This is a genomic window from Clostridium aquiflavi (assembly GCF_031344075.1).
Classification (GTDB): domain Bacteria; phylum Bacillota; class Clostridia; order Clostridiales; family Clostridiaceae; genus Clostridium; species Clostridium aquiflavi.
This window is the reverse complement of the sequence record NZ_JAVJAN010000002.1, coordinates 83,486-106,994: the sequence shown is the minus strand read 5'-3', so window position 1 is coordinate 106,994 and position 23,509 is coordinate 83,486. Positions and strand designations below refer to the sequence as shown.

Genomic DNA, 23,509 nt, shown 5'->3' with positions numbered 1-23,509 from the left:
TTACTCTCCCTCCTCCATTAAAACTTTTATTGTATCTTCTGCTGTAAATGGTGCATGATTAACCTTTGCTCCATGTCCAAGTGCCTGTTCAATAGCTTCAGCATAAGCCCCTGGTGCTCCAACTAAAGGTAACTCTCCTGCACCCTTAGCTCCATAAGGTCCATAAGGATATTTTTCATCTACATACATATCTACTTTAAGATTAGGTACATCAACTGCTGTTGGTATAATATAATCTGAGAAAGAGTTGTTTCTGATACGCCCCTTAGCATCTGCCACCATATATTCTGTTGAAGCATATCCTATACCTTGTAAGAATCCACCCTCCATTTGACCAACAGCAATGTTGTAATCCATAGGCGTTCCTATATCAAAGCATCCATATGCTCCTAGTATCTTTGCAAGACCTGTGTAAGTATCAACTTCAACTTCTATTGCATTAACTGCCCAAGAATAAGTTGGATAAGCATCACCTTGGAATTTATCAATATAAAATGGAATCATAAAATCTGGTTCTTTATAATGCTCTTCTATAATTTGATCTTCTCCTTCTATCCATTGATCACGAAGTTTTATAGCTGCACGACGTAAAAGTTCCCCAACAGTCATTAAACTACGTGAAGCAACTGTAGGACCTGAATCTGGTACTACATCCGTATCTGGATATTCATAAAATACATTTTCTAAAGGTAAATTTAGCTCCTTTGCCACTATCTTAGGAAAAGTTGTACGAAGTCCTTGTCCTATATCTGTATTTGAAGCAAGTACTTGAACTCTTCCATCAGGGTATTTGTGTAATTTAGCTACTGCCTTAATAATGTCCCTTTCACCTGAACCTGTAAAACCAGCTCCATGAAAATACATAGATATTCCTATTCCTTTTCTATATCTTCCATTTTGATCATTAGAATATTCTTTATGTTTTCTTCTAAAGTCGCAAGCTTTATCGATGCGTTCAATCATATTTGGAATTGGTACTGGAAAATGATACTTACCAGAAGTTGAAGTACTATCTCCTTGTTTTACTAAATGCATTTCCTTAAATTCTAAAGAATCTTTTCCTAAATCCTTTGCAATATGATTCATCATGACTTCAGCAGAGAAAAATGTTTGTGGTGCTCCAAATCCCCTATATGCTCCACTAGGAGTTGTATTAGTTTTTACAGCTCTTCCACGTACTTTAAGATTTGTAATATCATAAATGCCATTTGCGCATATAATTCCCCTTTGAAGAACAACCGCTGATAAAGTTGTATAAGCTCCTCCGTTGAATTTTACATCTATATCCATAGCTGTAACCCTTCCATTTTTCACAGCTACTTTATAAGTATTTAATGAAGGATGTCGCTTTGATGTAAACTCCAAGTCTTCTCTTCTATCAAAGATACAGCGAACTTTTTTTCCAGCTTTTTTTGCAGCTACAGCAACTTGACATGCTAATATAGATGGGAATGCTTCTTTTCCTCCAAATCCACCACCTGTAGCATCTTGCGCTATTCTAACTTTATCTGGACCAAGATTCATAGCTCTCATAACTGCACCTTTAACATAATATGGACATTGCATAGATCCATGTACGTAAACCTTTTCATCTTCTAGAATTTCAGCCATGAGTCCTTGAGTTTCTAAATAAGTTTGATCTTGATAACCTGTTTCGAACTCTTCTTCATATATTTTATCTGCCTCTGAAAATGCCTTTTCAACATCTCCTTTTCCAAATCTATAATCAAAAAAAACTGTATCAAAGTCTCTTATATTAATAACAGGTTCTAATTCTTCATATATAACTTCAATTTCAGATAATATTTTATTTATAATTTCTTCATTAGGACCACAAACCATCCCTATAGGCTCTCCGATATATTCTACTGTGTCTGTTGCATAAACAGGTGTATCGTCTTTAACTATGTTAACCTTGTTATCCCCAGGTACATCTGTTTTATCCACATAGTAATATCCATCTAATAATTTAGGAACCTTAACATCAATAATTTTTGCTTTTGCCTTTGTTGACCTTAGCATTTTACCTATTAAAATATCATCTTCTTCATAATCTCCTACGTAGATAGCTTTTCCTGAAATTTTTGAACTATGGTCTCTTTTAACCACTGATTTACTAATCTTCTTCATATCTACCTCTCCTTTACCATTTAATGCCCCAATATATTTGTTAATATATGTTAATTATATTGTAATAAAAAAATATCATCAAATTCTTCTTAAAAAGAACTTGGTGATATTTCATAAATAACATAATATAATTTTTAATATAATTATCTAGTCTATTTAAAATTTTATCAATATACAAAAAGGATAGTAAATTAGTTTTACTATCCTTTTTTTGTATTTATGTATATATTTATTTTTATATCATTTTAATGTTTTATTATTATATTATTTTCACCCAAAATAAGGATTTAGGCACTTAGTTTTGGCTACCAGTATTATTGGTCAATGACATAAATCTAGAAAATGAATAAAATTCAAACGAAATTATTTTGAAGTTCTTTTTAAAATCGTACCCTCAGTGTGTCCTAAAAATAGTGGGATTTTTTCAATATAAACATCACTAGTATCAAGCCCAAACCATTTTTCTGGTGAAACGGTAAATCTTTTTATAAATAATTTAGACCTAAGTATAAATGAATCCCAAAAACCTAATCCTGATTCATATGAAAGTTCTTCTTGAGTTAAAATAAAACGGAAATCTCCAACTTTTCGATTAGGAATTATAGTATACGTTCTAGATTGAAGTTTTATTTCTCCACTCTCAACTAATTCAGTTGAAATTTGACGCAAAAAAACATTTAATTTTTGCTCTACTCTGAAACCAAGTTTTAGTCGAACTCTTACAATATTAGATGTTCCAAAAGTATCTACACTATACTCTGATTGATATGGTTCATCAGTAACAGAAATATGAACAAACCAGTAAACATCTGCTTTCTTAGGTCTTTTATCAAAGATTGAGTACATTATTGATCTTTCAATTTGTTTAGGATCATGAGTAGAAGTTAAACATACAAGGTTAGTTGTATATTTAGGACGGTCAGGATCTTGACATAATCTATTTAATTGATTTATATAATCTTCAATTTGAACATTATCTGCTAATTCCATTTTAATATTGTAGCCTTTTATCCAAATATACATAACATATAATATTGCACAGGCAATTAAAACAGCTATAAATCCTCCATGCATAAATTTAGCAACATTTGCAATAAAGAAAGAAAATTCAAAGCTAGCAAAGAAAATAAGCATAACTAGAGCAATAATAAATGGAATCTTTTGCTTTAATAAATAGTTAAATAACAGAATAGTTGTCATTAACATAGTAACTGTAATTGATAATCCATAGGCTGCTTCCATATGTTCGGAATTTTTAAAGTAAAGCACAATTCCAATACAAACAATCCATAAAAGTCTATTAACCGCTGGTATATAGAGTTGGCCCTTAGAACTAGATGGATACATAGTATGTAATTTAGGAAATAAGTTCAATTTAATAGCTTCAGATACAAGTGTAAAAGACCCTGAAATTAATGCCTGAGAAGCAATAATTGCAGCTAAAGTTGAAATTATTATACCAAATACCAGAAGACTATTTGGAATCATTTGAAAAAACGGGTTTAAGTCTTCCGAATTAATAAAGTTAGGATTGTTCTTCACTGCCAATATCCAAGCCCCTTGACCAAAATAATTTAATAATAAACATATTTTTACAAAAGGCCAAGTTCCATAAATGTTATTTTTACCAACGTGTCCAAGATCTGAATAAAGAGCCTCAGCACCTGTTGATGATAAAAATATACTACCAAGTATAAAGAATCCCAATTTATTTTCACTACTAAAAAGAATGCTAATTCCGTAGTGCGGAGATAGTGCACGTAATAATGTCCAATCATGAGAAATATTAATAATTCCAAAGAATGCTAAACTACAAAACCAAATAAGCATAATTGGACCAAACATTTTCCCAATTAAATCAGTACCAAAATGTTGAATAAAAAAGAGAATACTTATAATTACTATTACAATTGTAATAATACTATTTTGATGACTACCAAAAACTGTATTAAATTCTGGAATTAACTTTAACCCTTCAACTGCTGAAGTTACAGTCACAGCGGGTGTCAACATTCCATCAGCTAAAAGTGCAGATCCACCAATCATAGCAGGAATAATAAGCCACTTTGCACGATTACGAACTAAGGTGAAAAGAGAAAAAATACCACCTTCACCCTTATTATCTGCTTTTAAAGTGATAAGAACATATTTTATTGTTGTTAAAATAGTAATTGTCCAAAAAACCAGAGATAAAGTTCCAAGAATAAAATTTTCAGATACATTTTCTAAGCCACCATTACCATTTAGGACTGATTTCATTACATAAAGTGGTGAAGTTCCGATATCTCCATACACCACACCTAATGTTACTAAAATCCCTCCTAAGGTCAATTTAGAAATATTGTTTTGTTTTATAATTGATCGCATGTTTAATCTTCCTTTTCTGCATTTAAAATAGTAATATATAAATTCTAATTACGCTTATATATTTGAATTAATTTTTTTAAATTATTCTTTAAACTTTTTTTACATTGCAAGTGTATATTATTAATTCAACACATTTAGTATTTGTTTATTATTGAAATAATATTTATTATAAAACGGTAAAAAAATAAGTCAATCTAATTTTTCTAAGATTAGTAAAATTAGATTATATTTTAATATTCTAAATTATATAAAACAAAAATCCCAACTAGATAAATTTCTAATTAGGATTTCTATTACTGCATTTAATACCTATTTTTTATTAATTTTACTAAATTTTCAATATGTGCCTTTACGCCAATTATGATAGGTAAATTACTTTGTTGAGTCTTATTTGGCAAGAAAAATCGTTCTATCAAACTTTTTGAATCCATTTTTAATATAAATTTTTCTATAATTCAGTATTCATAACATTTTTAAATAAACAGTTATATTTTCAAAATCATCTCGTACTGTCCAACAATATATTCAAACCCTAAATTAATCAGGAAGTCTTTAGTACATTTAGATTCATCATCTACATTAAGAACACTGATTTCAAATGATTCTGTGTTCTCTATTAAATCAGTAATGATGCTTCTGGCAATTCCTTTACCTCTATAATGTTTATTTACTGCGATTTGAGGGATATCTCCTGTTCTTTTATCAATAATGCCATATCCAACAATTGTATTATCAAAACGTACAATAGAATATAGAAATTCCTCTGACACTGCATTAATTGAATCGATTGAATTTTGCCAAGAGGGTTCAAAATCCCAAAACTCCGTTAATTGTTCCCATACCATTTTGTCCGTGTGCTCAACTTTATAGGTTTTCAAAGGAAGATAACTCTCTTTATCTAATTGAAAGCATGGAAACTTCCTTTTAATCTCGAATCCTTCTTTATTGTAAAATTGAAATGCAGATGTATTAGATTGAATAACCTCAAGCAAATACTGCTCTACTTGTTTTTGTTTAAGTATTTCTTTGGCTTTCAAAAGCATACTACTAGTGATGCCTTGTCTTCTGTAATCAATGATAACGCCTGTTCCAATATCATACACAGTTGTTTTTCCGTTCAAACTTCTAAGTCCATTTAGAATAAAACCAACCAATATATCGTTTTCAAACGCACCTATTGATATCTCTGGAGCATATCCTCTTCTTTGAAGTGTTTGTTTAAACTTTCCAATAGATAAATCAATTTTAACCTGATAATCAGAAAATGCACCCAGAAATGCTTTGTGAAGTGTTTCTATACTTGTTTTATTTAAAGTTCTATATTCTAACATTTTTCCTCCTATACCTAATGGCTTAACAATCACAGCTGAATTCTGACTTTCTCGCTTTTATGATTAAAAATGTAGGTTTAATAAATTCTTTCATCAAATCAGGTTTTTCTTCCAATGCCCATGCTTCTGGCGTAGGTTCTATCATATCTGTAATCATAAAACCTGTATGTGCTAATGTTGATACGATTTCTCCCATAGAACGATGGTAATTAATCACACCATCAACAAACCATGTACCTACACGTTGCCCGCTCTTTGCATAGTCAGAAAAAGTGTAGGACACAAAGTTTCCATTTTCATCCAGATTATGATGCCCCTTACAATCCATGGTAGCAGTTACAATGGGATGTTCCTGCGAATAAATTAAGTACCCTCCCTTGTTTAAGAGATCATAAACATCTTTGATAAGCTTTTGAAAATTCTCAGCATAATGAAATGCAAGCGAACTGTATACCATGTCAAATTTTTGTGTCAAAGCCAATATTTCAGACATATCCATCTGGCGATACTCAATGCAAGGATGACAAGATTCCTTTTTTGCTACTTCAAGCATCTTTTGTGATATATCAATGCCGATTACTTTTTTAGCCCCGTTCTGTGCAAATAAAAGACTATTGTGTCCGTATCCACACCCTATATCTAAAATCGTTTTGCCCTTTATATCTGGTAATAATTTATTTATTTCCGGTTGCTCTAATAAGTCATTATAGCTTTTTTCGTTCCTTAGTTTCATATACTCTATAAAAAATATTTCATTGTCGTATATGTTCTGGCTCATATAAGTTCCTCCTATTTTAAATGACAATCATAAATAGCAATGACTTTTTAGCTAAATCTTAATAATTGTTATCATTTTAGTAAATTAAATGCTATTGTTCGCCATGAATGGTTAAGCCTTTCCAATAGATCTTCTTTTTCTGTGGCTACTGATACAATAAAATTATCTTCTGGTAAACTCTCTACACTGCTATTCTTATCTTTTCCCAAGGCTTGCAAGTACGTACTTTGAGTTAAATGTTTGACCAGATAATCCACATCTTTTCTGCCCAGCTCATGTAATACAAAATCAATAAATTCTTTTTGTCCTGCAATATCACTACTAGCTAAATGATAGATACCTTTTTTATTTTCTTTTATTAAGAACTCTATTGCCAGTGCGACATTCTCACCTGTGTTTAAACTAATATACAGATTCTCAAAAATTGTTTCTTGTCTATTTGCTACCCTCTCAACCATTTCTAATAAGCTACGCCTTGTGTATGTATGAGGCAAACGAATAATAACTAGATTTTCTCCAAGAGCATTTTTTAATAAATGTTCACATTGAAACTTAAATATTCCATAGTCGCTAATAGGGTTGGGGTTATCAGATTCTGTTGCTCTTTTAGATGGATCTCCATCGAATACATTTGCAGTAGAAAGAAAGAAACATCGTCCCTCTGTCTGTTTTAAATATTTCGCAACAAGTTCATGAGTTTTTAGTTGGTCTTCAAACTCGCCACGCAAACAGGAAATAACAATATCTGGTGAATACTCCTTCAATATAGAACTGATATGTGAAAAGTCCTGTGTATCAAAAAAAAACAAATCGTTTCCACTTATGTTTTCTGGAATATTATTACAGTAAGTTCCTTTTACATTATAATTTTTACAAAAATATCGGTAAATACTTCCACCAACAACTCCACTCATACCTAATATTAATATCTTCATCTTACTTCTCCCTTAAACTATTAATTACTTATTTTGCTGCGTAGTTTCTTGTTGTACTTTTTCTCACATAATATACTAAGTAACTATTTATCCTCTTGCAAAAGCAATGATAGTTCATTTAAGCCTTTGAACATATCCTCTGATAAAGCAGGTACACCTATTTTATCAAAAATATCTTTCATAAATACAAAGATATTTCGCATTTTTTCAGGAGACCACTGATACATCCATGGATTTACCCATACATTTATGAATAACAAAATCATTTGCGATAGCTCGTGAGGTTGTTCAGTTTGAATCGTACCGTCTTTTATACCATCCTCTATAACACTGGAAAGTAAGTCAGATGCAATACCAAGGGTATCATGCATATGCATTACCAACAGTTGTGGGTTCTTTTGATATGAATTACTTGAGTGATTGGTAATTTCTAGTTTAGCGGATACAATAGCAAGCGATAATACTTTGCGTAGCTTTTCTATTCCAGATAAATCGCCATCAATTATGATTGACTTTATAGGTTCAAATCTCCGCGCCATCATCTTTTTATTTACTTCTTCTAAAACTTCTTCTTTTGACTTAAAATGGTGATAAAACATACCAAAAGAGCCGTTTACCTCGGTGTAAATATCTTTAACCGATGTGTTTTCATAGCCTTTTTCAATGAATAGCCTCTCAGCAGCATCCAATAATTCACCTTTTCTTACCTCTGGTTTTTTTACTATTCGTGCCATAAATATTCCTCCTTGACAGAGCTACACTCTGTATATTATAATACCAACAGAGTATAACTCTGTCAAGTAAGTAATAAGAGTTGGAGATTAGTATATAATCAAACTATATTTTAATATGCACTTGTAAAATAAGCGTCTATTATATATTGTGTAATTTCATAGATGTATAATAGACATGTGAAAGATACTTCATACTTATAAATAAATTTAAAATAAAGAATATTTATTTAGATAACAGGAGGTTGTAAAATGATTATTACAATTGAGGTTGCCTTCTAAAATGTGTTAATAAAACTTTTTAGGAGGCAAAGATTATGAAATTTAATTTAATAGATATTGAACATTGGGACAGAAAGCCATACTTTGAATACTATTTGAATTCTGTTAGGTGTACTTATAGCATGACAGCAAATATAGAAATAACAAATCTATTGCATGAAATTAAACTTAAAAAACTTAAACTATATCCAACACTTATTTATATCATTGCAACTGTGGTTAATAATCATAAGGAATTCCGCACTTGTTTTGATGAAAACGGTAATTTAGGATACTGGGATAGTATGAGTCCGAGTTATACTATCTTTCATAAGGATAACGAAACATTTTCAAGTATCTGGACAGATTATGACGAAAGCTTTTCATGTTTTTACAATGATTATCTTGATGATATCAAAAACTACGGAGGCATTATGAAATTTACTCCGAAATTAAATGAACCAGCCAATACATTCCCTGTATCCAGCATACCTTGGGTGAATTTTACTGGATTTAATCTGAATGTGTACAATGATGGAACATATTTAGTTCCTATTTTTACTATGGGCAAATATTTTGAGCAGAATAATAAAATATTTATTCCTATGTCCATACAGGTTCACCATGCAGTTTGTGATGGTTACCATATCAGCAGATTTATTAATGAGGTACAAGAATTAGCATTAAATTATAAAACATGGTTACAACATAAATAGGAATATTAGATAGTTGGGGTTAGATTATATGTAAGAGTCTTCAGCTTTTAAATTACTGTTTTTTCTGCCTCACCAAAAAGAGATAATTGGGATATTTACCTATAAGATAAAGAAGATCAAAATTATTTTTCCAATTAATTGATATAAGGTATGAAAAGAAAAGCACAATTTTAACTACTAACATAAATTTTAATTCTTGGGATGATATTTTTTATGATACAGTTATAGCTAACGCTATCTTAGATAGAGTTTTACACTACGCTCTCATCGTTACAATTAATGGGAAATCATATAGATTAAAAGATCATTTAAAACAAGAAGATGATTAAAAAACTACACTCTTAAATGATCAAAAACTTAACATTAACTTAACATTTATATTTTTTAATGAGTAACAGAAATTAGGGTATGAATCATAATAAAAACGGACATGCCGATACCTCCTTGATATCGTCATGTCCTAAAAAATGTGTGACTTTAATACACCCAACCGAATTTTCAATTTTAAAAAAGGGAGATGGCGGTTTTAAATCAAGTCATATCATCCCGAAGCGCGTCAATAATATTTTCTTTTTTTATCTTGCTAATGGCATACAGCATTGTAATGAACACGATAAAGAACACACTGAACACACTGATTGCCATACTGCCCCACGGGAACACAAAATCGATATTGTCCGTCCCGCCGACCATCCATTTGTAAATCAGCCAAGAAGAGATTGCCGCTATGGGAAGCCCGAAGAGCAACGCCCTCATGCCATAAAAGGCACACTCGAAATTCATCATCTTTTGGAAATCGCGGTCAGACATCCCCACAGAGCGAAGCATGGCAAGCTCCTGTCTACGTAGTTTGATATTCGTGGAAATTGTATTGAACACATTGGCAACTGCAATTAGCGAAATCATGATGATAAAAGTATAAGCGAACACGTTCGCAATGAATACGTAATTGCGGCTCTCATCAAGCATTTTATGAAAATTGTACAGAGTATACTTGGATTTAATTTCCGCACCCTTAATCATCGCTTCCATTTTAGCCGCCGACTGTGTGGGATTCTTTGACCGAAATGTCAAGCCCTTAATAGCCACATGGGTATCGGAGGTTTCAAACTTCTCTTTGAGCGAATAGGGGACCATCACCCTAAAAAAGAACGGATTCTTCGACCCGGAGTTTTCTGGGATCGGGGGTCCATCAGGCGGCACGGTATTGACAAACTTAATGCTTACGTTTCGCCCCTGTTCCATCTTCGGATTGCCATTTGTTTCGGGAGCGATGGTAAAATTCATGGAAGAACTCTTGAACAGATCACTAATATTCTCAACCTCTTCCTCCCGATTATCTTTCATGTGGTTTGTCATTTTGGCAACGGCGATCATTTTCGCATTTTGCCCGGTATATTCCTCTGCGGGCAAGCCCAAGCCTTTGATAATATTAAGATAGGCGCTGTCATCAAGAAACTGGATTTCCATTGGCAGATTAACCGTTTCATCCGGTGAATGTAAACCTGCGTCTTCCCAGTAATAGTCTGAAAGATCGCTTGCTTTGGCAGCGCATGAATACTTCATAAGCGCTTGATACGAGCCTTCGTAAACACCGTCGGCGGTTTTTAGTTTGTCGTAAAGCTGCAACATTTTGCTATCGTCCATGTCCTGCGTGGCCAAAACGATGTCAAAGTTAGTAACCACTACTGCCCGCTCCGACACCTGCTTAAAATGCGTTACAAAAGCACTGGTCGATATAAACAGCACAACGCTTAAAACAAGGGATAGCACAATGCTGCGATAGCGTTTCTTGTTTCTTTTAAAATTCTTTAGTGCAAGAGTTCCCTCCAAACCGTAAATGCGCTGTGCCAGTTTTGACATTTTTACGGCTTTGGATTCAACCTTGACCTCGTTAGTCTGGCGGATACACTCCATCACTGGCGTGTTTGCAGCCTTTCTTGCCGGGATATAGGCCGAAATCAAAATCGTAACCATGCTGACCGCTGCCGCAACGACAATTACGGGGATAGACACTGTCAAGGTTAAAGGTACGTTGCTATACATAACGTTCCCGAAATTCCTGGCGACAACGGAAATCACAAGTTCGATGCTGCCTATGCCAACGATAACGCCAATCGGTATGCCGACCGCACCTATACAAAGGCCCTCAAACAGCACTGAATTTCGCAGTTGCTTTGCTGTGGCTCCCACAGATGAAAGAATCCCGAACTGGTGTGTGCGTTCGTTCAGCGATATGTTGAACGAATTATAAATCAGAAAAATCGAGCCTATCATAATAACGGCAACCAAAATGCCACCAACCGAGTACAGAAACACGTTGAACACATTATCGTCCGAAAGACCCATGAAGCGCAACACATTATCGTTAAAGACATAGCTATGGCTTCCGGCTATGCTGCTTGCGTAAGCATGTACTTGTCGCGGATTTTTAAGCGTGACAAATAGGTTTAAGCTGTCCGCTTTGTCTTGTGCATCTGCTTTCGTTATCAATGTATATCCCGGTGCGGAATGTTCCTCAAAGCTGGGTCTTTGGCAGATACCAACAACCGTGTAAGTTCTCTCGTCTTGTGGCACAAGAGTTTCGCCCCCAGAAGTGTACGGGTCGTGTTGACCAAGACTCTTGTTGCCATTCATGCGGCTTCCGACAGCAAGTGAAAGCTTGTCACCCTCCGCGAATTTAACACCACCGTTTGCTTCAACGCTCATTGAAACAAGAATCTCCCCACTGTTTTTCGGCAATCTACCTGAAACCAGGGTTATGGGCAAGGTACCAAAAGCCTCCTTGCTAAATCCGGCTATAGAAAGATATGGCTTGTTGGGGTTTTTCCCTCCGTCAAGTTTTGCGTAGCCGATATTTTCAAATGTTACAGTGTTTGCAACTCGATTGTCGAGAGTTCGTTCCTGTGCGAAAGAGGAATCAACGTTCAAAAACTCGACGTGCCAACCGCCGTATTTCTTGGCCGCTCCGTTTGCCAAATAGTTCAGCAGGGAAACGCCAAAGGTAGTGACTGCTGTGATCATTGCAGCGGACAAGATAACTCCGATAATCGTTACAATTGTTCGTGTGCGACTCTTTTTCATTCCTTGCAAGGCAACTTTGTTTAAAATATTCATGTTCTCACCCTCTCATCACGCACTACTTTTCCGTCTGCAATGCAGATAATGCGGTCTGCCTGCAGGGCGATGTTTTCGTCATGTGTAACGATGATAAGGGTTTGGTGATATTTGTTATGACTTTCTTTAAGTAGCTGAATAATCTCATGTCCATTTAGGCTATCTAAACTACCTGTTGGTTCGTCTGCAAGCATGACCGCTGGTGCATTCATCAATGCGCGACCGATTGCAACACGTTGCTGCTGGCCACCCGAAAGCTGATTCGGCAAATGTATTTTTCGTTCTTTTAATCCAAGCAGCTCCAACAGGTCATTCAGTCTCTCCTTGTTGACCTTCCGCTTGTCCATCAGTATAGGTAATGTGATGTTTTCCACCACATTCAGAGTAGGAATAAGGTTGTGAAACTGATAAATCAGTCCTACCTGACGTCTACGAAAAATAGCAAGTTTTTCATTACTCTGGGCATATACATCCTGACCCTCTAAGTATATCTTTCCGCTTGTCGGCACGTCCACACCAGCTATGGCGTGCAGCAAAGTTGATTTACCAGAACCAGAGGAACCGATAATTGCGGTAAATTCACCCTTTTCGATTGTAAGCGAAACATGGTCAAGGGCAGTAACTTGGTTTTCGCCATTGCCGTAGACCTTACATAGATTTTCAATTTTTAAAAATTCCATTATGTGAGTCTCCTTTCTTATGGTTTATCTATATAATATAACCTTCAACTTACATCTGTGTGACTTTCAGGTGACAGATTCGTCACTTTGGGAAACGAATGGAAAATATCGCACCACCATGCGGGTGATTTTTTGTGGTAATCGTCCCACCGTGCTGTGTTATAATCATCTTACAAAGAGCCAATCCAATCCCGTATCCTGTAGCATTTGGTACTTTCCCTCGATAAAATCTGTCAAACAGGAATGGTAAATCTTCTTTTTCAAAACCCGCACCGCTGTCGTGGATGGCAATCTCGGTAAACAATGAATTGTCCGTGCAGACAATCTCAATCTTCCCATTCTCTCCTGCGCTTTCCATGCAATTTTTTAGAATGTTTTGAATTGCTTCCGAAAGCCAAGCAGAATCACCCTGAATAATTATCTTTTTCGGCACATCTATTTGCACAACAATATCGTGCAACTCCATTCGGATTAGAAACGGACGAAGTGCAGCGCATATCAAGTTGTTTACATCTATCTGCTCACTTTGGAACACCACAATTCCAGCATCCAGGCGGGATAATTTCAACAATGAAGTAAGCAGCCAATCCATCTGTACAAACAATTCCTTTGTTTCCCGTATCAATGCTTTTCGTTCATTTTCGTCAGAGTTATTCTCTAACAATGACAGAATAAGGCTTACGGATGTAAGAGGGGTGCGGAGTTGGTGGGCTATGTCAGCCAGCGAATCGGCAAGATGTTCTTTTTCTTTTTTCAATGCGTCATTTTGTTCCCGAATACGCAACATCATTTTTGTTATCTCGCTTTGCAGAATGGAAAGTTCACCCTCGTCTGATTCACCAATATACAGATGATCAGCGTTATGAAGCACAAGATCAATTTGATCTGAAATCTGCGCAATACTTTTATATCTAGCTTTGGTAAAAGCAAAAAATACTGTTCCAAAGGTAACTGAAGAAGCAATGGCAAGGATTCCAGCCAACCTATTGATTGCAAATCCCAGCGTTACAGTGGCAACAACTATTAAGAAGAACAAAATGGCAAGCTGCCTAAACTCTCTATTCCGAAGCATACCCGTCCCCCAATCTATATCCTGTCCCACGAACTGTTATAATGATTTGCGGGCTTGCTGGATCATTCTCTATCTTCTCCCGTAAGCGTTTGATGTATACTGTCAATGTATTGTCATTGACAAACTCGCCCGCTGCGTCCCACAATTCGTCAAGCAGCCTGACCCTTGTGATAATACTTTTAGGGTTACTAATAAATATCAACAACAAACGATATTCTAAGGCTGAAAGAAAAACTTCACTGCCATCCTTTTTCACAACTCCACTTACCATATCAACATGAAGCCCGCAGATTTCAAAAGCCGATGGAGAACGTCCGCTTTTTCGCAAAGCTGTTCTTATTCGTGCAATCAGTTCACGCGGACGAAAAGGCTTAGTGATATAGTCGTCTGCTCCAATGTTCAGCCCAGTAACAACACTTGATTCATCGCCGGAAGCTGTCAAAAAGATGACTGGGATATCTTGCTTTTCTTTGATTTCCGTACAAACCGTAAAGCCATTTCCATCAGGTAAAGAAATATCAATCAACGCCAAGTCAAATTTATTCCCAGCAAGCGTTGTAATAGCTTCACTCCTCGTAGTGTCGTGAGTGACTGTAAATCCCTCCGATTGGAGCAGAAGCACAAGGTTTCTGGCAATTGCCTTATCATCCTCAACTAAAAATATCCGTTTCATTTATTTTCACCATCCTTTACTTTACTGCTCTTGTATCGTCCGTCAGCCGGTTTTTCAGTGTCAATCGGAACAAGCCATGTATTTCCTATTTTTTTATCTCCATTAATACGTCCAGCAGAACAATAGTACACTACCATTCTGGCTGTAATTCCCCAATTTTTCGCTGCTTCTTTTGTTGTTATATAATCCACGCATAACACCTCTATAATTTTATTATATTTCTTTCGACGGAAATATACAAACCGAGGTATAAAAATAGCAAGAAAAAAGACGCTCATTTCTGAACATCTAAACAAGAGAAGAATAGATATCATTTTAACGGTACCCCTTTGATTCTTCACCTTTATTTTATTGTATCCCCACACTCTATATCTCAACTACCACAGAAACATTGATATAGTTCTTAATGACCTTATTTCTGATTTTATCCCCATCACCAGTGAAGATAATATATTTGAAAAAGTGCCTAAAACAAAGGATTTCTACGTATTTGCTCGTTGTAACAACACACAGCACTCCACATGGCTAATAGGGCTTGGATTGATGTCGTAACCCTAGTTGCGTATATGAAAGCAATATTTTTTGTGTTTTTTTCATTTCTCCGTTCGTGGGAATAAATCGACGGTACTTTTTTTGATTTTGACGTTTGTGGAAATATGTCAACCTACTAAAAATCTAGTTTCGTTATTTTTTTGTGATATTCTTTTTGATTTTTTCTTTATTCTTCTCTAAAGTTTCACTATCCATTATATTTAATCTGTGAATTTCTTTATGAGTTTCATCATTTACATTTATTCCTTTTTCAGGGTCAAGTACATCATTAGGATAATTAAATATCTCTTTTTCATTACTATGGTGAAAAGCTGCTTTTTTTTCTAATGGTTCTCCAGTTATCTCATCAACATCACTACCTCTTTGCTTTTTTAGTTTAGGTAGTTCCTTATTAGTATGAGTGTCAAGTTGACGTCTAATCGCTTCAGCCTGATCAGAATCACCAATACCAATAAGGTGATTTCTTGCATATCTATTTAATTCTGCATCTTCAGCATCTCTTGTTTGATGCGAATTTTTATCCAAATAATAATTAATTCCAGCTGAATTAATCACTTCCTGACCAGCAATATTTCTTTTATCAGCATCTGAAATAATATTGTCAATAATATAGTTGGCTCTTTTTTTCTGTTGATTTATTATAGTAGGTACACTTTTAACTGGAATATAAACATTTCCATCATTTGATAAGAATACATTTTCAGAACATTCTTTATCGATTTTATCGTACTTTTTAGAATCAATATTCTGATTTTTTCTTTCGGGTTTTTCATATGAATTTGACTTAACAGGAATGGCAACTAGTTCAAATTTACTCATCCTTATCCACCATCCTATTATATAAATCACTTAATTTTGCAGAAGCTTCAGCAGCACCTGCAATTTTACATTTATCAGGATGTATTAATAAGGCAATTTTATTTCTCCACTCTTTTGCTTTTTTTTCGTCTTCATAAAACTCTTCACTTATGCCTAATAACTCTTGTCTTAATCTAGTGTCCGTATATAATAAAGCAAATATATATTTATGAGCAACCGATGTGAAATATGAATCTTTAATATCTTCCTTTTTCTTTATCGGGTGGCGAATAACTGTTTTCAATTTTTCCGGCTCAACTTTTCTGGCATCTGAAAGATATATTTCATGATGCAAGCGTTTATCTGTAAAATCATTTTCATATCCATTATCTTCTACATATTTATCCATAATAGCTACTGTAGCTGGTTCATCATCAAATGCCCCTATATGCATAATTTGAACACATAAACCTTCTTCAATAGTCAGATATTCTACCGATGAGCAATCCATTTTTTTCTTTCGTGTAGCCTCTTCAACAGCCCAATCGAAATCTTTTTTAGTAACAAAGTCAGGTAACCGAATTACTGATATCCAGTTAAAACCATCTTTATTAGTATAGTCGACACCGCAAATATCATCTTGCCACCAAAATCCTTCAAGTGGTGGGACAACATAATCAAAGAATCCTTCTATTTTATAATTACCTTTATAACTCATTTTTAATGTATAAGCCACAGCATACAATACTCCGATAGCTTGTTGGTATGCACCACCTTCTATATTGGGATTGCCCTTTCCACGTACTGCTAAATAATTCATGGCAGGTACCATCATGATTTCGGGATTGCTTTTAGCCACATAAAATTCTTTATATTCCTTCTTAAAATCAAATGCCATTATCATTTTCCTCCTATATATGAACTGTTCTATTTAAATATATCTTTACAATTTATTATTTCTCACTTTCACAGACAGTACTGAGAAAATAATTCTAAGATTTCATCAATAATTATCTTTTCAATACTAAACTATTGTTTTCTACTTATTCTATATTTTCCAAAACCACCAGCATAGTTGTAACCTATAAACCATACTCGCTCATTTGCTGATATAGTTAAATGCTGTTCTAGTTCATCTGTAGTGGAAGGTTCTGGATCATAAATTTTAAAATTTTCACGTTTAAAGGGGTATATCATTAAACAATTAACTATATTTCTACCTTAACATTTCCCATGTAATTTCTTCTTTGTTAATAAAGTATTCTTTTTGCATTACATCATCGTCTGCCAACCTAAGAATTGGATTATCATGGTCAAACACATATCTAATATCTGTTACCGCATAGTCATACAATCTATGTAATACTTGGTTTAATAAATATCGCTGTTTGCCTTCCTTTGGTAACCCCTCAGCGTCATCAAAATATACTTTGTCGATTGGAACAAGATATTCAAAACAATAGTATTTACTGTTTTGAAAATAATCTGTTCCAATGTTTCGGTTTCCCAAGAACGTTGCCAAAACTCCTATAAATTCAGGTACATCATATAATTCACGTGCATAGTGGTTTCTATATAGTAAATCCCTAAGCATAAAACCATTAAAACAGTAATCTATGCGATTACTATTATAACCCAAACGCCATCTCAAATAAGGAACGTGTTCTTTTTCATTGTTATCTAAAGATATAAGTTTTCCCTTATAATATAAATCTAAATGCTCATTATTCGGTTGAAATGCTACTTCATGATTTTTTAAAAATGTGCTCATCTCATTTTCAGTTGATAGTAATTCAAATAGATTCTTTCCTTCTACACAATTACTAGCAGAGTTCAACCTCCGCCCTAAGTGAAAAAACAAAATCTTGTCAATGGATTTGTTGGACATTTTTAAGTCAATGAACTGATTTATAACCTTGTTAAACTTATCTCCATCCATATAATTCTCTGTACAAGATGCTTTTCCAGCTCTCTCAAAAAGTTGTTCTAGTTCTTTAACCGTTATATTAAAAACTTGGCATACTGATTGTTGAATTGTTTCTTTTGTATGCGTGTCTATATACATATTATCTGCCCCCACTAATTCTATTTTATCCAAACCTCTCATTTATATAAAATCTTATCAAATTAGCTACTAAACACAAATAAGCCATCGATGGGGATGTGTTTCCTTATATAATCTGTTAAATCCGTATCTCCAACAGATACTCCACCACAAAGAGAACCTTTAAAAATATATTTTTTATTCTCTGTATCTGTAATTTCCATTTCCCATATACCTATATCTGTTGCATAGCAAAGTAGTTGCTCACTTTCACAGTATTGAGAAAAAAGATTTAATATTTCATTAATAGTTATCTTTTCACTACTAAACTGTTGTTTTCTCCCGATTTCATATTTCCCAAAACCTCCACCGTAGTTATACCCTGTAAACCATACTCGTCCAGTAGCTGATATAGTTAAATGTTGTTCTACTTCATCAGTAGAGAAAGGCTCTGGACCATAACAGATATTGTTTGACGTAATTCTTATTTTTTGTATATTCATACAATACTTCACAATCCTCTATCAATATAATTCTCCTAATAATCATTATATCAAGCAATTTACCATATCACTTAATCTTCTAACTGATAATCAGTGATATCAATTTCTTCAAGTTGAGGTTTAGATAGTAACCATGCCATTTTTCCGTTTTTATCTTTAAAAAATACCATATGCCAATGGACAATATTTCCATCTTCATCCTTAGATATATTGATGCAATCAAGCCTCTTTTCAATTTCACTGATAGGTAATAAAATTATTGTAGATTCATCTTTGCATCCATAAACAACATACTGTTCTTCACAACCTTGAATATCCTTTAATGGATTTTTACGATATGCAAACCAATACTTTTCTCTGCTACCTTGTATATACATCTTTGAAGTTGTGATAATAAATCCCTTATTGCTGTCTTTGGTTTTATATGAACTCCTACCAACCTTAATAAGATCTTTCCCCATTGCTTGTGCAAGTTTCAATATACATTTATCTGCAAATTTTACTTGTTTACCAGGATTTCTTTCTTCTTGTTTTGGCAACACAACTTCTTGAACAACGTCTGTTTGCGTATCGATTTTTTCATATTCAATACTTAGCGAATCACATAAAAGATGTTTTAATCTATCAAATCGCTTTGTACAGTAATCAGTATAGTAGTCTTTTAGCACCTCAAAGTCTTCCATCTTTTCATACGGCATATCCATCCATTCTAAATCTTCACTCTCTGTAAAGCTATACTTGCACTCCACTTCTTGCAGATTTATGTGCTGCAGATATTTCTTATCTTGATAAAAGTTTCTATCCCTCTTACTTCTATTGATATATTCAGGCAAATAACATAGATTTGCAATACAGCTTATTGGCAAACCTTCGCCTTGACAAGCTTCAATTAATCTTCTCACCTGATCTTTGGGAGCAATATGCTCAACATCAAACTTCTCTATAGAAAGTTGATCCATTGCAGTAAAAGTATTAAGGTAAATACAATTTAATATTACATACTCCTCGCTCTTCAGGCTTGCTACCTTTTTAGTTTCAGCACGGAGCATTGACTTTTCAAAAAAGCTATCCAACGCAACCATCCATGTTCTACTTGAAATTTGAATCATATACCGATTTGGTTTTGCAGCACTATGTATCTTATTAGTCCCACCTTCACTCCAGTAATTTGTAATTATGTCATAAACATAATACAGCATTAGGTTTTTAGAAAGCATATGCTTTCTATCATTCCACTGAGGCGATATTGTTGTATAATTTCCATGTTCATACATCTCTTTAAATGTTGTTGAAATCATAGATAAAATCTGATATTTCGAATGAAACAGCTTATTTGCACTTCGTGAATTACCTTTAAATTTAGTAACAATAGAGATAGATTCAGCCACAAAATCTATTGATTTATATAATGCTTGTTCAAAGGCATTTACATCTATAGTCTGTAGATTTTTATAAAGCGTCTTTATTCTATCTGTATCATTTAAACAAGCATTAACGAGTTCGAATCCAAGTGAATTCACAGTATCATCTGATAGACCCGTATTAAATGCCAAGATACTATATTTATTAACAAGATACTTGCTCAAGCCAAACAAATACTCAAATGCATTGACTGCTTTTTTAGAACGCATTTCTTCACGATTATATCCATGAATAACAAAATCATCTTCAATGAATGTATCATATTTTCTAACAACACATTCAATAATTTCAGAATTGGCTATAGTATAGCGCTGATTAACCGGCCAAGATGCAGCATACACCTCATATGGATCAAGTGGAGTACCCTGTGAATTGATTCTATCAAATATTTCTGGAAGATTATTTTCATCCCCATTATATACAATAACAGGGATTACTGTACTAGCTATTTTATCGTATAATGCTTGTCTTTCTTCAAAAAAAGCTTTTATTATTTCGATGATTTCACCAATTGGCTCATATCCAGCAGAAAATTTTTCAGCAATTTTTTTCGCTACCTCATAATACTGCAAGTTTTTAAAAGTTTTTTGTTCCTTAATAAACTCTGATAAAATATTACGTACTGTTACATACTCACTTTCATCGCTCTTACTAATTAACTCCAAAATACTAGCACATAATTCATCTGATATACTATCATCATAAAAAAATTCCGTAGGACTAGTCATATATTTTTTTATACTATTTCCCCTTTGCAGACCATCAACAAGAATATATGTACGTTTATTATCCTCAAATGTTTCATAAAAAAGCATAGTTCCAACTGGATATCCCTTAATAACTGAATCTATAAATTTGTGTTCCTGGTCTTTTTTCCAACGCTTTCCTCTTTGAAACATGGGAACAACAATCCGTTTACTATCCTTATGCATATCTCTTAAAGCACATGATAAATCTTGAATAGTCCAATTTTCACAAGTACACCCCGCCACCTCAATCACCTCATAAAGTATTTTTTATTAACGATATTTATTATTAATCACTTTTCATATTGCTTACTTTAATTTTAGACCCATCAGCAAATGTAAAAGATTGCTCAAAGGTAACCCCAAAAGCATCTGCAATCGCCATAAGTTCCTCCAAATTCACAGTATTTCTCTTTAGTTTTTTATTGAAATTTTGTGGTGACTGCCCAATACGTCTTGATAACTCAGCAATACTTATATTCAGTTTTTCACATAACTGTATTAACATATCAGATGTTGTCATACAGCACCTCCATAAATATATTCACATAATAAACCATTTGGTTGATAATTACAATATTTTCAACTCTTTTTACAAAAATAAATAAAAAAGTACCTTGAAGGCTTTTTTCTTACCCACAAGGTACAAATGATTATACGTTACATTACAACATCTACTTTAACTCCAGATTTGAACTCAACTAAAAATTTCTCTTGAAACACTGAGATTTTCTTAATCAACCGCTTTATCAACTGCTCATCACAATCATCAATAAGCGTTGGCTGTTCCTTTAGAAAAACTGTCATATCCATAAGTCTTTGACCCACTGCTTTCTTTTCTGCATCTTCTGCTAAAGCATTATGCTTTTCTTCTCGCAACCGATAAATTTCATCAGCAATATCATTATAATCCTCTTTAGAATTGGCCCGTATTAATAGTTGCTTTTGTAATTCTTCCAGCTTTTTCTCTATTTCAGTTACTGCACTTGTATCCTGTTCGTTAATTACTGTTTCTATATTATTGCTAAGAACTTCTAAAAAATCATTCTTTTGCCCCAGCAAATCATTAATTGCTTTTACAACGGCATCCTTTAATAAATCCTCAAGCACTGTCCTTGAATGGCAAGCTAGACCTGTGTTCTCAAGTCTGCTGACGCACCTCCAAACAATAGATTTCTTTCCTCTGTTATTCCAATGAACTCTGCGATATATCTCTCCACATTCCCCGCAGAAAACAATCTGTGAAAATGGCTGGCTGCAGCTAAAGTTTCTTTTCTTCCCACTGCTGCTGATATGACCTGTACTTCTTCTAATTAGTTCTTCCTGAACCTGCATAAAAATCTCTTTTGGAATTATAGCTTCGTGGCTGTTTTCTACATAATATTGTGGGACAACACCGTTATTTTTAACTCTCTTTTTAGTAAGAAAATCAACGGTATAAGTTTTCTGCAGAAGTGCATCTCCCATATATTTCTCGTTGCTGAGTATCTTCCGAATTGTACTGGTATGCCACCTCTTTTTACCTGCACTTGTAAGTATCCCATCTCTTTCAAGTCCTTTTTTAATTTTGTCCATGCTGGAGCCTTCAAGATATTCTCGATAAATACGTTTTATTATCTCTGCCTCTTCTGGAACAATAATAAGGTGCTTATTTTCATCTTTTGTATATCCTAAAAACCTATTAGTATTTATTTGAATGATGCCTTGTTGGTATCGATATTGAATACCAAGCTTTACATTCTGACTTAAGGATTGGCTTTCCTGCTGAGCAAGGGATGCCATAATGGTAAGCATAATTTCTCCCTTGGAATCCAAGCTATTAATATTTTCTTTTTCAAAATATACTGCAATGTTCTTCTCTTTTAATTTACGGATGTATTGTAAACAATCCAAAGTATTCCTAGCAAAGCGGCTAATTGACTTGGTTATAACCATATCAATATTTCCAGCCATGCATTCCTCAATCATTTTATTAAACTCATCACGCTTTTTAGTATTAGTACCGCTTATGCCATCATCTGCAAAGATACCTGCAAATGCCCACTCTGGGTTCTTTTTTATAAATTCTGTATAATGCTCAATCTGCACTTCATAGCTGCCTGCCTGCTCATCACTATCGGTAGAAACTCTGCAGTAAGCAGCAACACGAAGTTTTGGCTTTTCATCTGCTATGTTATTTCCAACACGTTTTCTTGCAGGAATGACCATGACATTTCTACTGACTGCCATTCACAGCACCCTCACTTTCTATTAAACTGTAAGCATACTCTGCCTGCTTTAATGGATTTTTGTATTTTTGCTCTACTGCTCCAACCTTAAAAGTTGTTGGAAAATATGACTCCTCTACTGTTTCTTTTTCATTCCAAACCCTGCCAAGAGCTATAGCTCTCTTTATTCGCTCTGCTTCAGCCTTTTCAAAGGTATACCCATCAATAATAGCTGGATAATAATCATCACCTAGATAACGCTTATTCATTAGCATTTTTCCTGCTGTTCCATGATATGTGTCTATACCTGCCTCTTTAGCTGATGCTAATAAAGATAGACCTCTTAAATAGCCTTGATACAATTTCTTTACTTTATTTGCTTTTTCCTCATCAATTAGAGCCTTCCCATTTTGAATTCTATAACCATATGGTATGTGTGACATTTC

At 34.1% G+C, this 23,509-nt stretch carries 20 protein-coding genes and 2 pseudogenes; 2 read left to right on the top strand and 20 right to left on the bottom strand.

All coding sequences use genetic code 11. The features are described from left to right. The 6 genes from RGC78_RS01140 to RGC78_RS01115 all read right to left on the bottom strand — a co-directional run bounded on the left by RGC78_RS01140 (window position 1) and on the right by RGC78_RS01115 (window position 8,275). Complete coding sequence (locus RGC78_RS01140) at window positions 1–2,130, bottom strand: xanthine dehydrogenase family protein molybdopterin-binding subunit (RefSeq protein ID WP_252211652.1); 2,130 nt, start codon at window positions 2,128–2,130, stop codon at window positions 1–3. A gap of 363 nt (window positions 2,131–2,493) precedes the next feature. After that, window positions 2,494–4,497: a KUP/HAK/KT family potassium transporter gene (locus tag RGC78_RS01135; RefSeq protein WP_309555836.1), complete on the bottom strand. Its 2,004-nt coding sequence runs from the start codon at window positions 4,495–4,497 to the stop codon at window positions 2,494–2,496. A 485-nt stretch (window positions 4,498–4,982) separates the two neighbouring features. After that, a complete protein-coding gene (locus tag RGC78_RS01130; protein ID WP_309555834.1) occupies window positions 4,983–5,828 on the bottom strand; it encodes a GNAT family N-acetyltransferase in 846 nt (281 codons plus the stop codon). 22 nt (window positions 5,829–5,850) lie between these two features. Continuing rightward, window positions 5,851–6,606, bottom strand: coding sequence for a class I SAM-dependent methyltransferase (locus tag RGC78_RS01125; protein WP_309555833.1), 756 nt, complete (start codon window positions 6,604–6,606; stop codon window positions 5,851–5,853). A 71-nt stretch (window positions 6,607–6,677) separates the two neighbouring features. Then, on the bottom strand, window positions 6,678–7,541 hold the full coding sequence (locus RGC78_RS01120; RefSeq protein ID WP_309555832.1) for a sugar nucleotide-binding protein: 864 nt from the start codon (window positions 7,539–7,541) through the stop codon (window positions 6,678–6,680). Between the two features lie 83 nt (window positions 7,542–7,624). Beyond that, window positions 7,625–8,275: a TetR/AcrR family transcriptional regulator gene (locus RGC78_RS01115; protein WP_309555830.1), complete on the bottom strand. Its 651-nt coding sequence runs from the start codon at window positions 8,273–8,275 to the stop codon at window positions 7,625–7,627. A gap of 314 nt (window positions 8,276–8,589) precedes the next feature. Here RGC78_RS01115 and catA point away from each other — a divergent pair, with 314 nt between their 5' ends. Together catA and RGC78_RS01105 are read left to right on the top strand one after the other, a co-directional pair. After that, window positions 8,590–9,249 carry a type A chloramphenicol O-acetyltransferase gene (catA, locus tag RGC78_RS01110; RefSeq protein WP_309555829.1) on the top strand — a complete coding sequence of 220 codons (660 nt, stop codon included), beginning with the start codon at window positions 8,590–8,592 and terminating at the stop codon, window positions 9,247–9,249. A 128-nt stretch (window positions 9,250–9,377) separates the two neighbouring features. After that, window positions 9,378–9,578 (top strand): annotated as a pseudogene (locus RGC78_RS01105) (ATP-binding protein); the annotation flags it as partial. A 202-nt stretch (window positions 9,579–9,780) separates the two neighbouring features. Here RGC78_RS01105 and RGC78_RS01100 read toward each other — a convergent pair. The 14 genes and pseudogenes from RGC78_RS01100 to RGC78_RS01035 form a co-directional block, all read right to left on the bottom strand. Further along, a complete protein-coding gene (locus RGC78_RS01100) occupies window positions 9,781–12,366 on the bottom strand; it encodes an ABC transporter permease (protein WP_309555827.1) in 2,586 nt (861 codons plus the stop codon). Then, window positions 12,363–13,046, bottom strand: coding sequence for an ABC transporter ATP-binding protein (locus tag RGC78_RS01095; RefSeq protein ID WP_309555826.1), 684 nt, complete (start codon window positions 13,044–13,046; stop codon window positions 12,363–12,365). The genes RGC78_RS01100 and RGC78_RS01095 overlap by 4 nt, the downstream gene beginning before the upstream one ends. A gap of 82 nt (window positions 13,047–13,128) precedes the next feature. Further along, complete coding sequence (locus tag RGC78_RS01090; RefSeq protein WP_309555825.1) at window positions 13,129–14,118, bottom strand: sensor histidine kinase; 990 nt, start codon at window positions 14,116–14,118, stop codon at window positions 13,129–13,131. Then, window positions 14,105–14,791, bottom strand: coding sequence for a response regulator transcription factor (locus RGC78_RS01085; protein ID WP_309555824.1), 687 nt, complete (start codon window positions 14,789–14,791; stop codon window positions 14,105–14,107). The genes RGC78_RS01090 and RGC78_RS01085 overlap by 14 nt, the downstream gene beginning before the upstream one ends. Beyond that, window positions 14,788–14,982 carry a helix-turn-helix domain-containing protein gene (locus RGC78_RS01080; RefSeq protein ID WP_309555823.1) on the bottom strand — a complete coding sequence of 65 codons (195 nt, stop codon included), beginning with the start codon at window positions 14,980–14,982 and terminating at the stop codon, window positions 14,788–14,790. The genes RGC78_RS01085 and RGC78_RS01080 overlap by 4 nt, the downstream gene beginning before the upstream one ends. A 493-nt stretch (window positions 14,983–15,475) precedes the next feature. After that, window positions 15,476–16,162 carry a hypothetical protein gene (locus tag RGC78_RS01075; protein WP_309555821.1) on the bottom strand — a complete coding sequence of 229 codons (687 nt, stop codon included), beginning with the start codon at window positions 16,160–16,162 and terminating at the stop codon, window positions 15,476–15,478. A 250-nt stretch (window positions 16,163–16,412) separates the two neighbouring features. Then, window positions 16,413–17,039 (bottom strand): annotated as a pseudogene (locus RGC78_RS01070) (GyrI-like domain-containing protein); the annotation flags it as partial. 131 nt (window positions 17,040–17,170) lie between these two features. Then, complete coding sequence (locus tag RGC78_RS01065; RefSeq protein WP_309555820.1) at window positions 17,171–17,338, bottom strand: hypothetical protein; 168 nt, start codon at window positions 17,336–17,338, stop codon at window positions 17,171–17,173. A 19-nt stretch (window positions 17,339–17,357) separates the two neighbouring features. Continuing rightward, entirely contained in the window at window positions 17,358–18,239 is an 882-nt protein-coding gene (locus RGC78_RS01060) for a hypothetical protein (RefSeq protein ID WP_309555819.1), read from the bottom strand. A 29-nt stretch (window positions 18,240–18,268) separates the two neighbouring features. Continuing rightward, window positions 18,269–18,688, bottom strand: coding sequence for a hypothetical protein (locus RGC78_RS01055; RefSeq protein ID WP_309555818.1), 420 nt, complete (start codon window positions 18,686–18,688; stop codon window positions 18,269–18,271). Between the two features lie 71 nt (window positions 18,689–18,759). Beyond that, window positions 18,760–21,102, bottom strand: coding sequence for a DUF262 domain-containing protein (locus tag RGC78_RS01050; protein ID WP_309555817.1), 2,343 nt, complete (start codon window positions 21,100–21,102; stop codon window positions 18,760–18,762). Window positions 21,103–21,145: 43 nt separating this feature from the next. Next, on the bottom strand, window positions 21,146–21,379 hold the full coding sequence (locus tag RGC78_RS01045) for a helix-turn-helix domain-containing protein (protein WP_309555816.1): 234 nt from the start codon (window positions 21,377–21,379) through the stop codon (window positions 21,146–21,148). A gap of 137 nt (window positions 21,380–21,516) precedes the next feature. Continuing rightward, complete coding sequence (locus RGC78_RS01040; RefSeq protein ID WP_309555814.1) at window positions 21,517–23,085, bottom strand: recombinase family protein; 1,569 nt, start codon at window positions 23,083–23,085, stop codon at window positions 21,517–21,519. Beyond that, complete coding sequence (locus RGC78_RS01035) at window positions 23,072–23,506, bottom strand: serine integrase family protein (RefSeq protein WP_309555813.1); 435 nt, start codon at window positions 23,504–23,506, stop codon at window positions 23,072–23,074. Before RGC78_RS01035 ends, RGC78_RS01040 begins: the two co-directional genes overlap by 14 nt. Between the last annotated feature and the right edge of the window lie 3 nt (window positions 23,507–23,509).

Bases quoted from the DNA above. Each gene is read 5' to 3' on its own strand.
- RGC78_RS01140 (WP_252211652.1), bottom strand. From the start codon at position 2,130: ATGAAGAAGATTAGTAAATCAGTGGTTAAAAGAGACCATAGTTCAAAA.
- RGC78_RS01135 (WP_309555836.1), bottom strand. From the start codon at position 4,497: ATGCGATCAATTATAAAACAAAACAATATTTCTAAATTGACCTTAGGA.
- RGC78_RS01130 (WP_309555834.1), bottom strand. From the start codon at position 5,828: ATGTTAGAATATAGAACTTTAAATAAAACAAGTATAGAAACACTTCAC.
- RGC78_RS01125 (WP_309555833.1), bottom strand. From the start codon at position 6,606: ATGAGCCAGAACATATACGACAATGAAATATTTTTTATAGAGTATATG.
- RGC78_RS01120 (WP_309555832.1), bottom strand. From the start codon at position 7,541: ATGAAGATATTAATATTAGGTATGAGTGGAGTTGTTGGTGGAAGTATT.
- RGC78_RS01115 (WP_309555830.1), bottom strand. From the start codon at position 8,275: ATGGCACGAATAGTAAAAAAACCAGAGGTAAGAAAAGGTGAATTATTG.
- catA (WP_309555829.1), top strand. From the start codon at position 8,590: ATGAAATTTAATTTAATAGATATTGAACATTGGGACAGAAAGCCATAC.
- RGC78_RS01100 (WP_309555827.1), bottom strand. From the start codon at position 12,366: ATGAATATTTTAAACAAAGTTGCCTTGCAAGGAATGAAAAAGAGTCGC.
- RGC78_RS01095 (WP_309555826.1), bottom strand. From the start codon at position 13,046: ATGGAATTTTTAAAAATTGAAAATCTATGTAAGGTCTACGGCAATGGC.
- RGC78_RS01090 (WP_309555825.1), bottom strand. From the start codon at position 14,118: ATGCTTCGGAATAGAGAGTTTAGGCAGCTTGCCATTTTGTTCTTCTTA.
- RGC78_RS01085 (WP_309555824.1), bottom strand. From the start codon at position 14,791: ATGAAACGGATATTTTTAGTTGAGGATGATAAGGCAATTGCCAGAAAC.
- RGC78_RS01075 (WP_309555821.1), bottom strand. From the start codon at position 16,162: ATGAGTAAATTTGAACTAGTTGCCATTCCTGTTAAGTCAAATTCATAT.
- RGC78_RS01065 (WP_309555820.1), bottom strand. From the start codon at position 17,338: ATGATATACCCCTTTAAACGTGAAAATTTTAAAATTTATGATCCAGAA.
- RGC78_RS01055 (WP_309555818.1), bottom strand. From the start codon at position 18,688: ATGAATATACAAAAAATAAGAATTACGTCAAACAATATCTGTTATGGT.
- RGC78_RS01045 (WP_309555816.1), bottom strand. From the start codon at position 21,379: ATGACAACATCTGATATGTTAATACAGTTATGTGAAAAACTGAATATA.
- RGC78_RS01040 (WP_309555814.1), bottom strand. From the start codon at position 23,085: ATGGCAGTCAGTAGAAATGTCATGGTCATTCCTGCAAGAAAACGTGTT.
- RGC78_RS01035 (WP_309555813.1), bottom strand. From the start codon at position 23,506: ATGTCACACATACCATATGGTTATAGAATTCAAAATGGGAAGGCTCTA.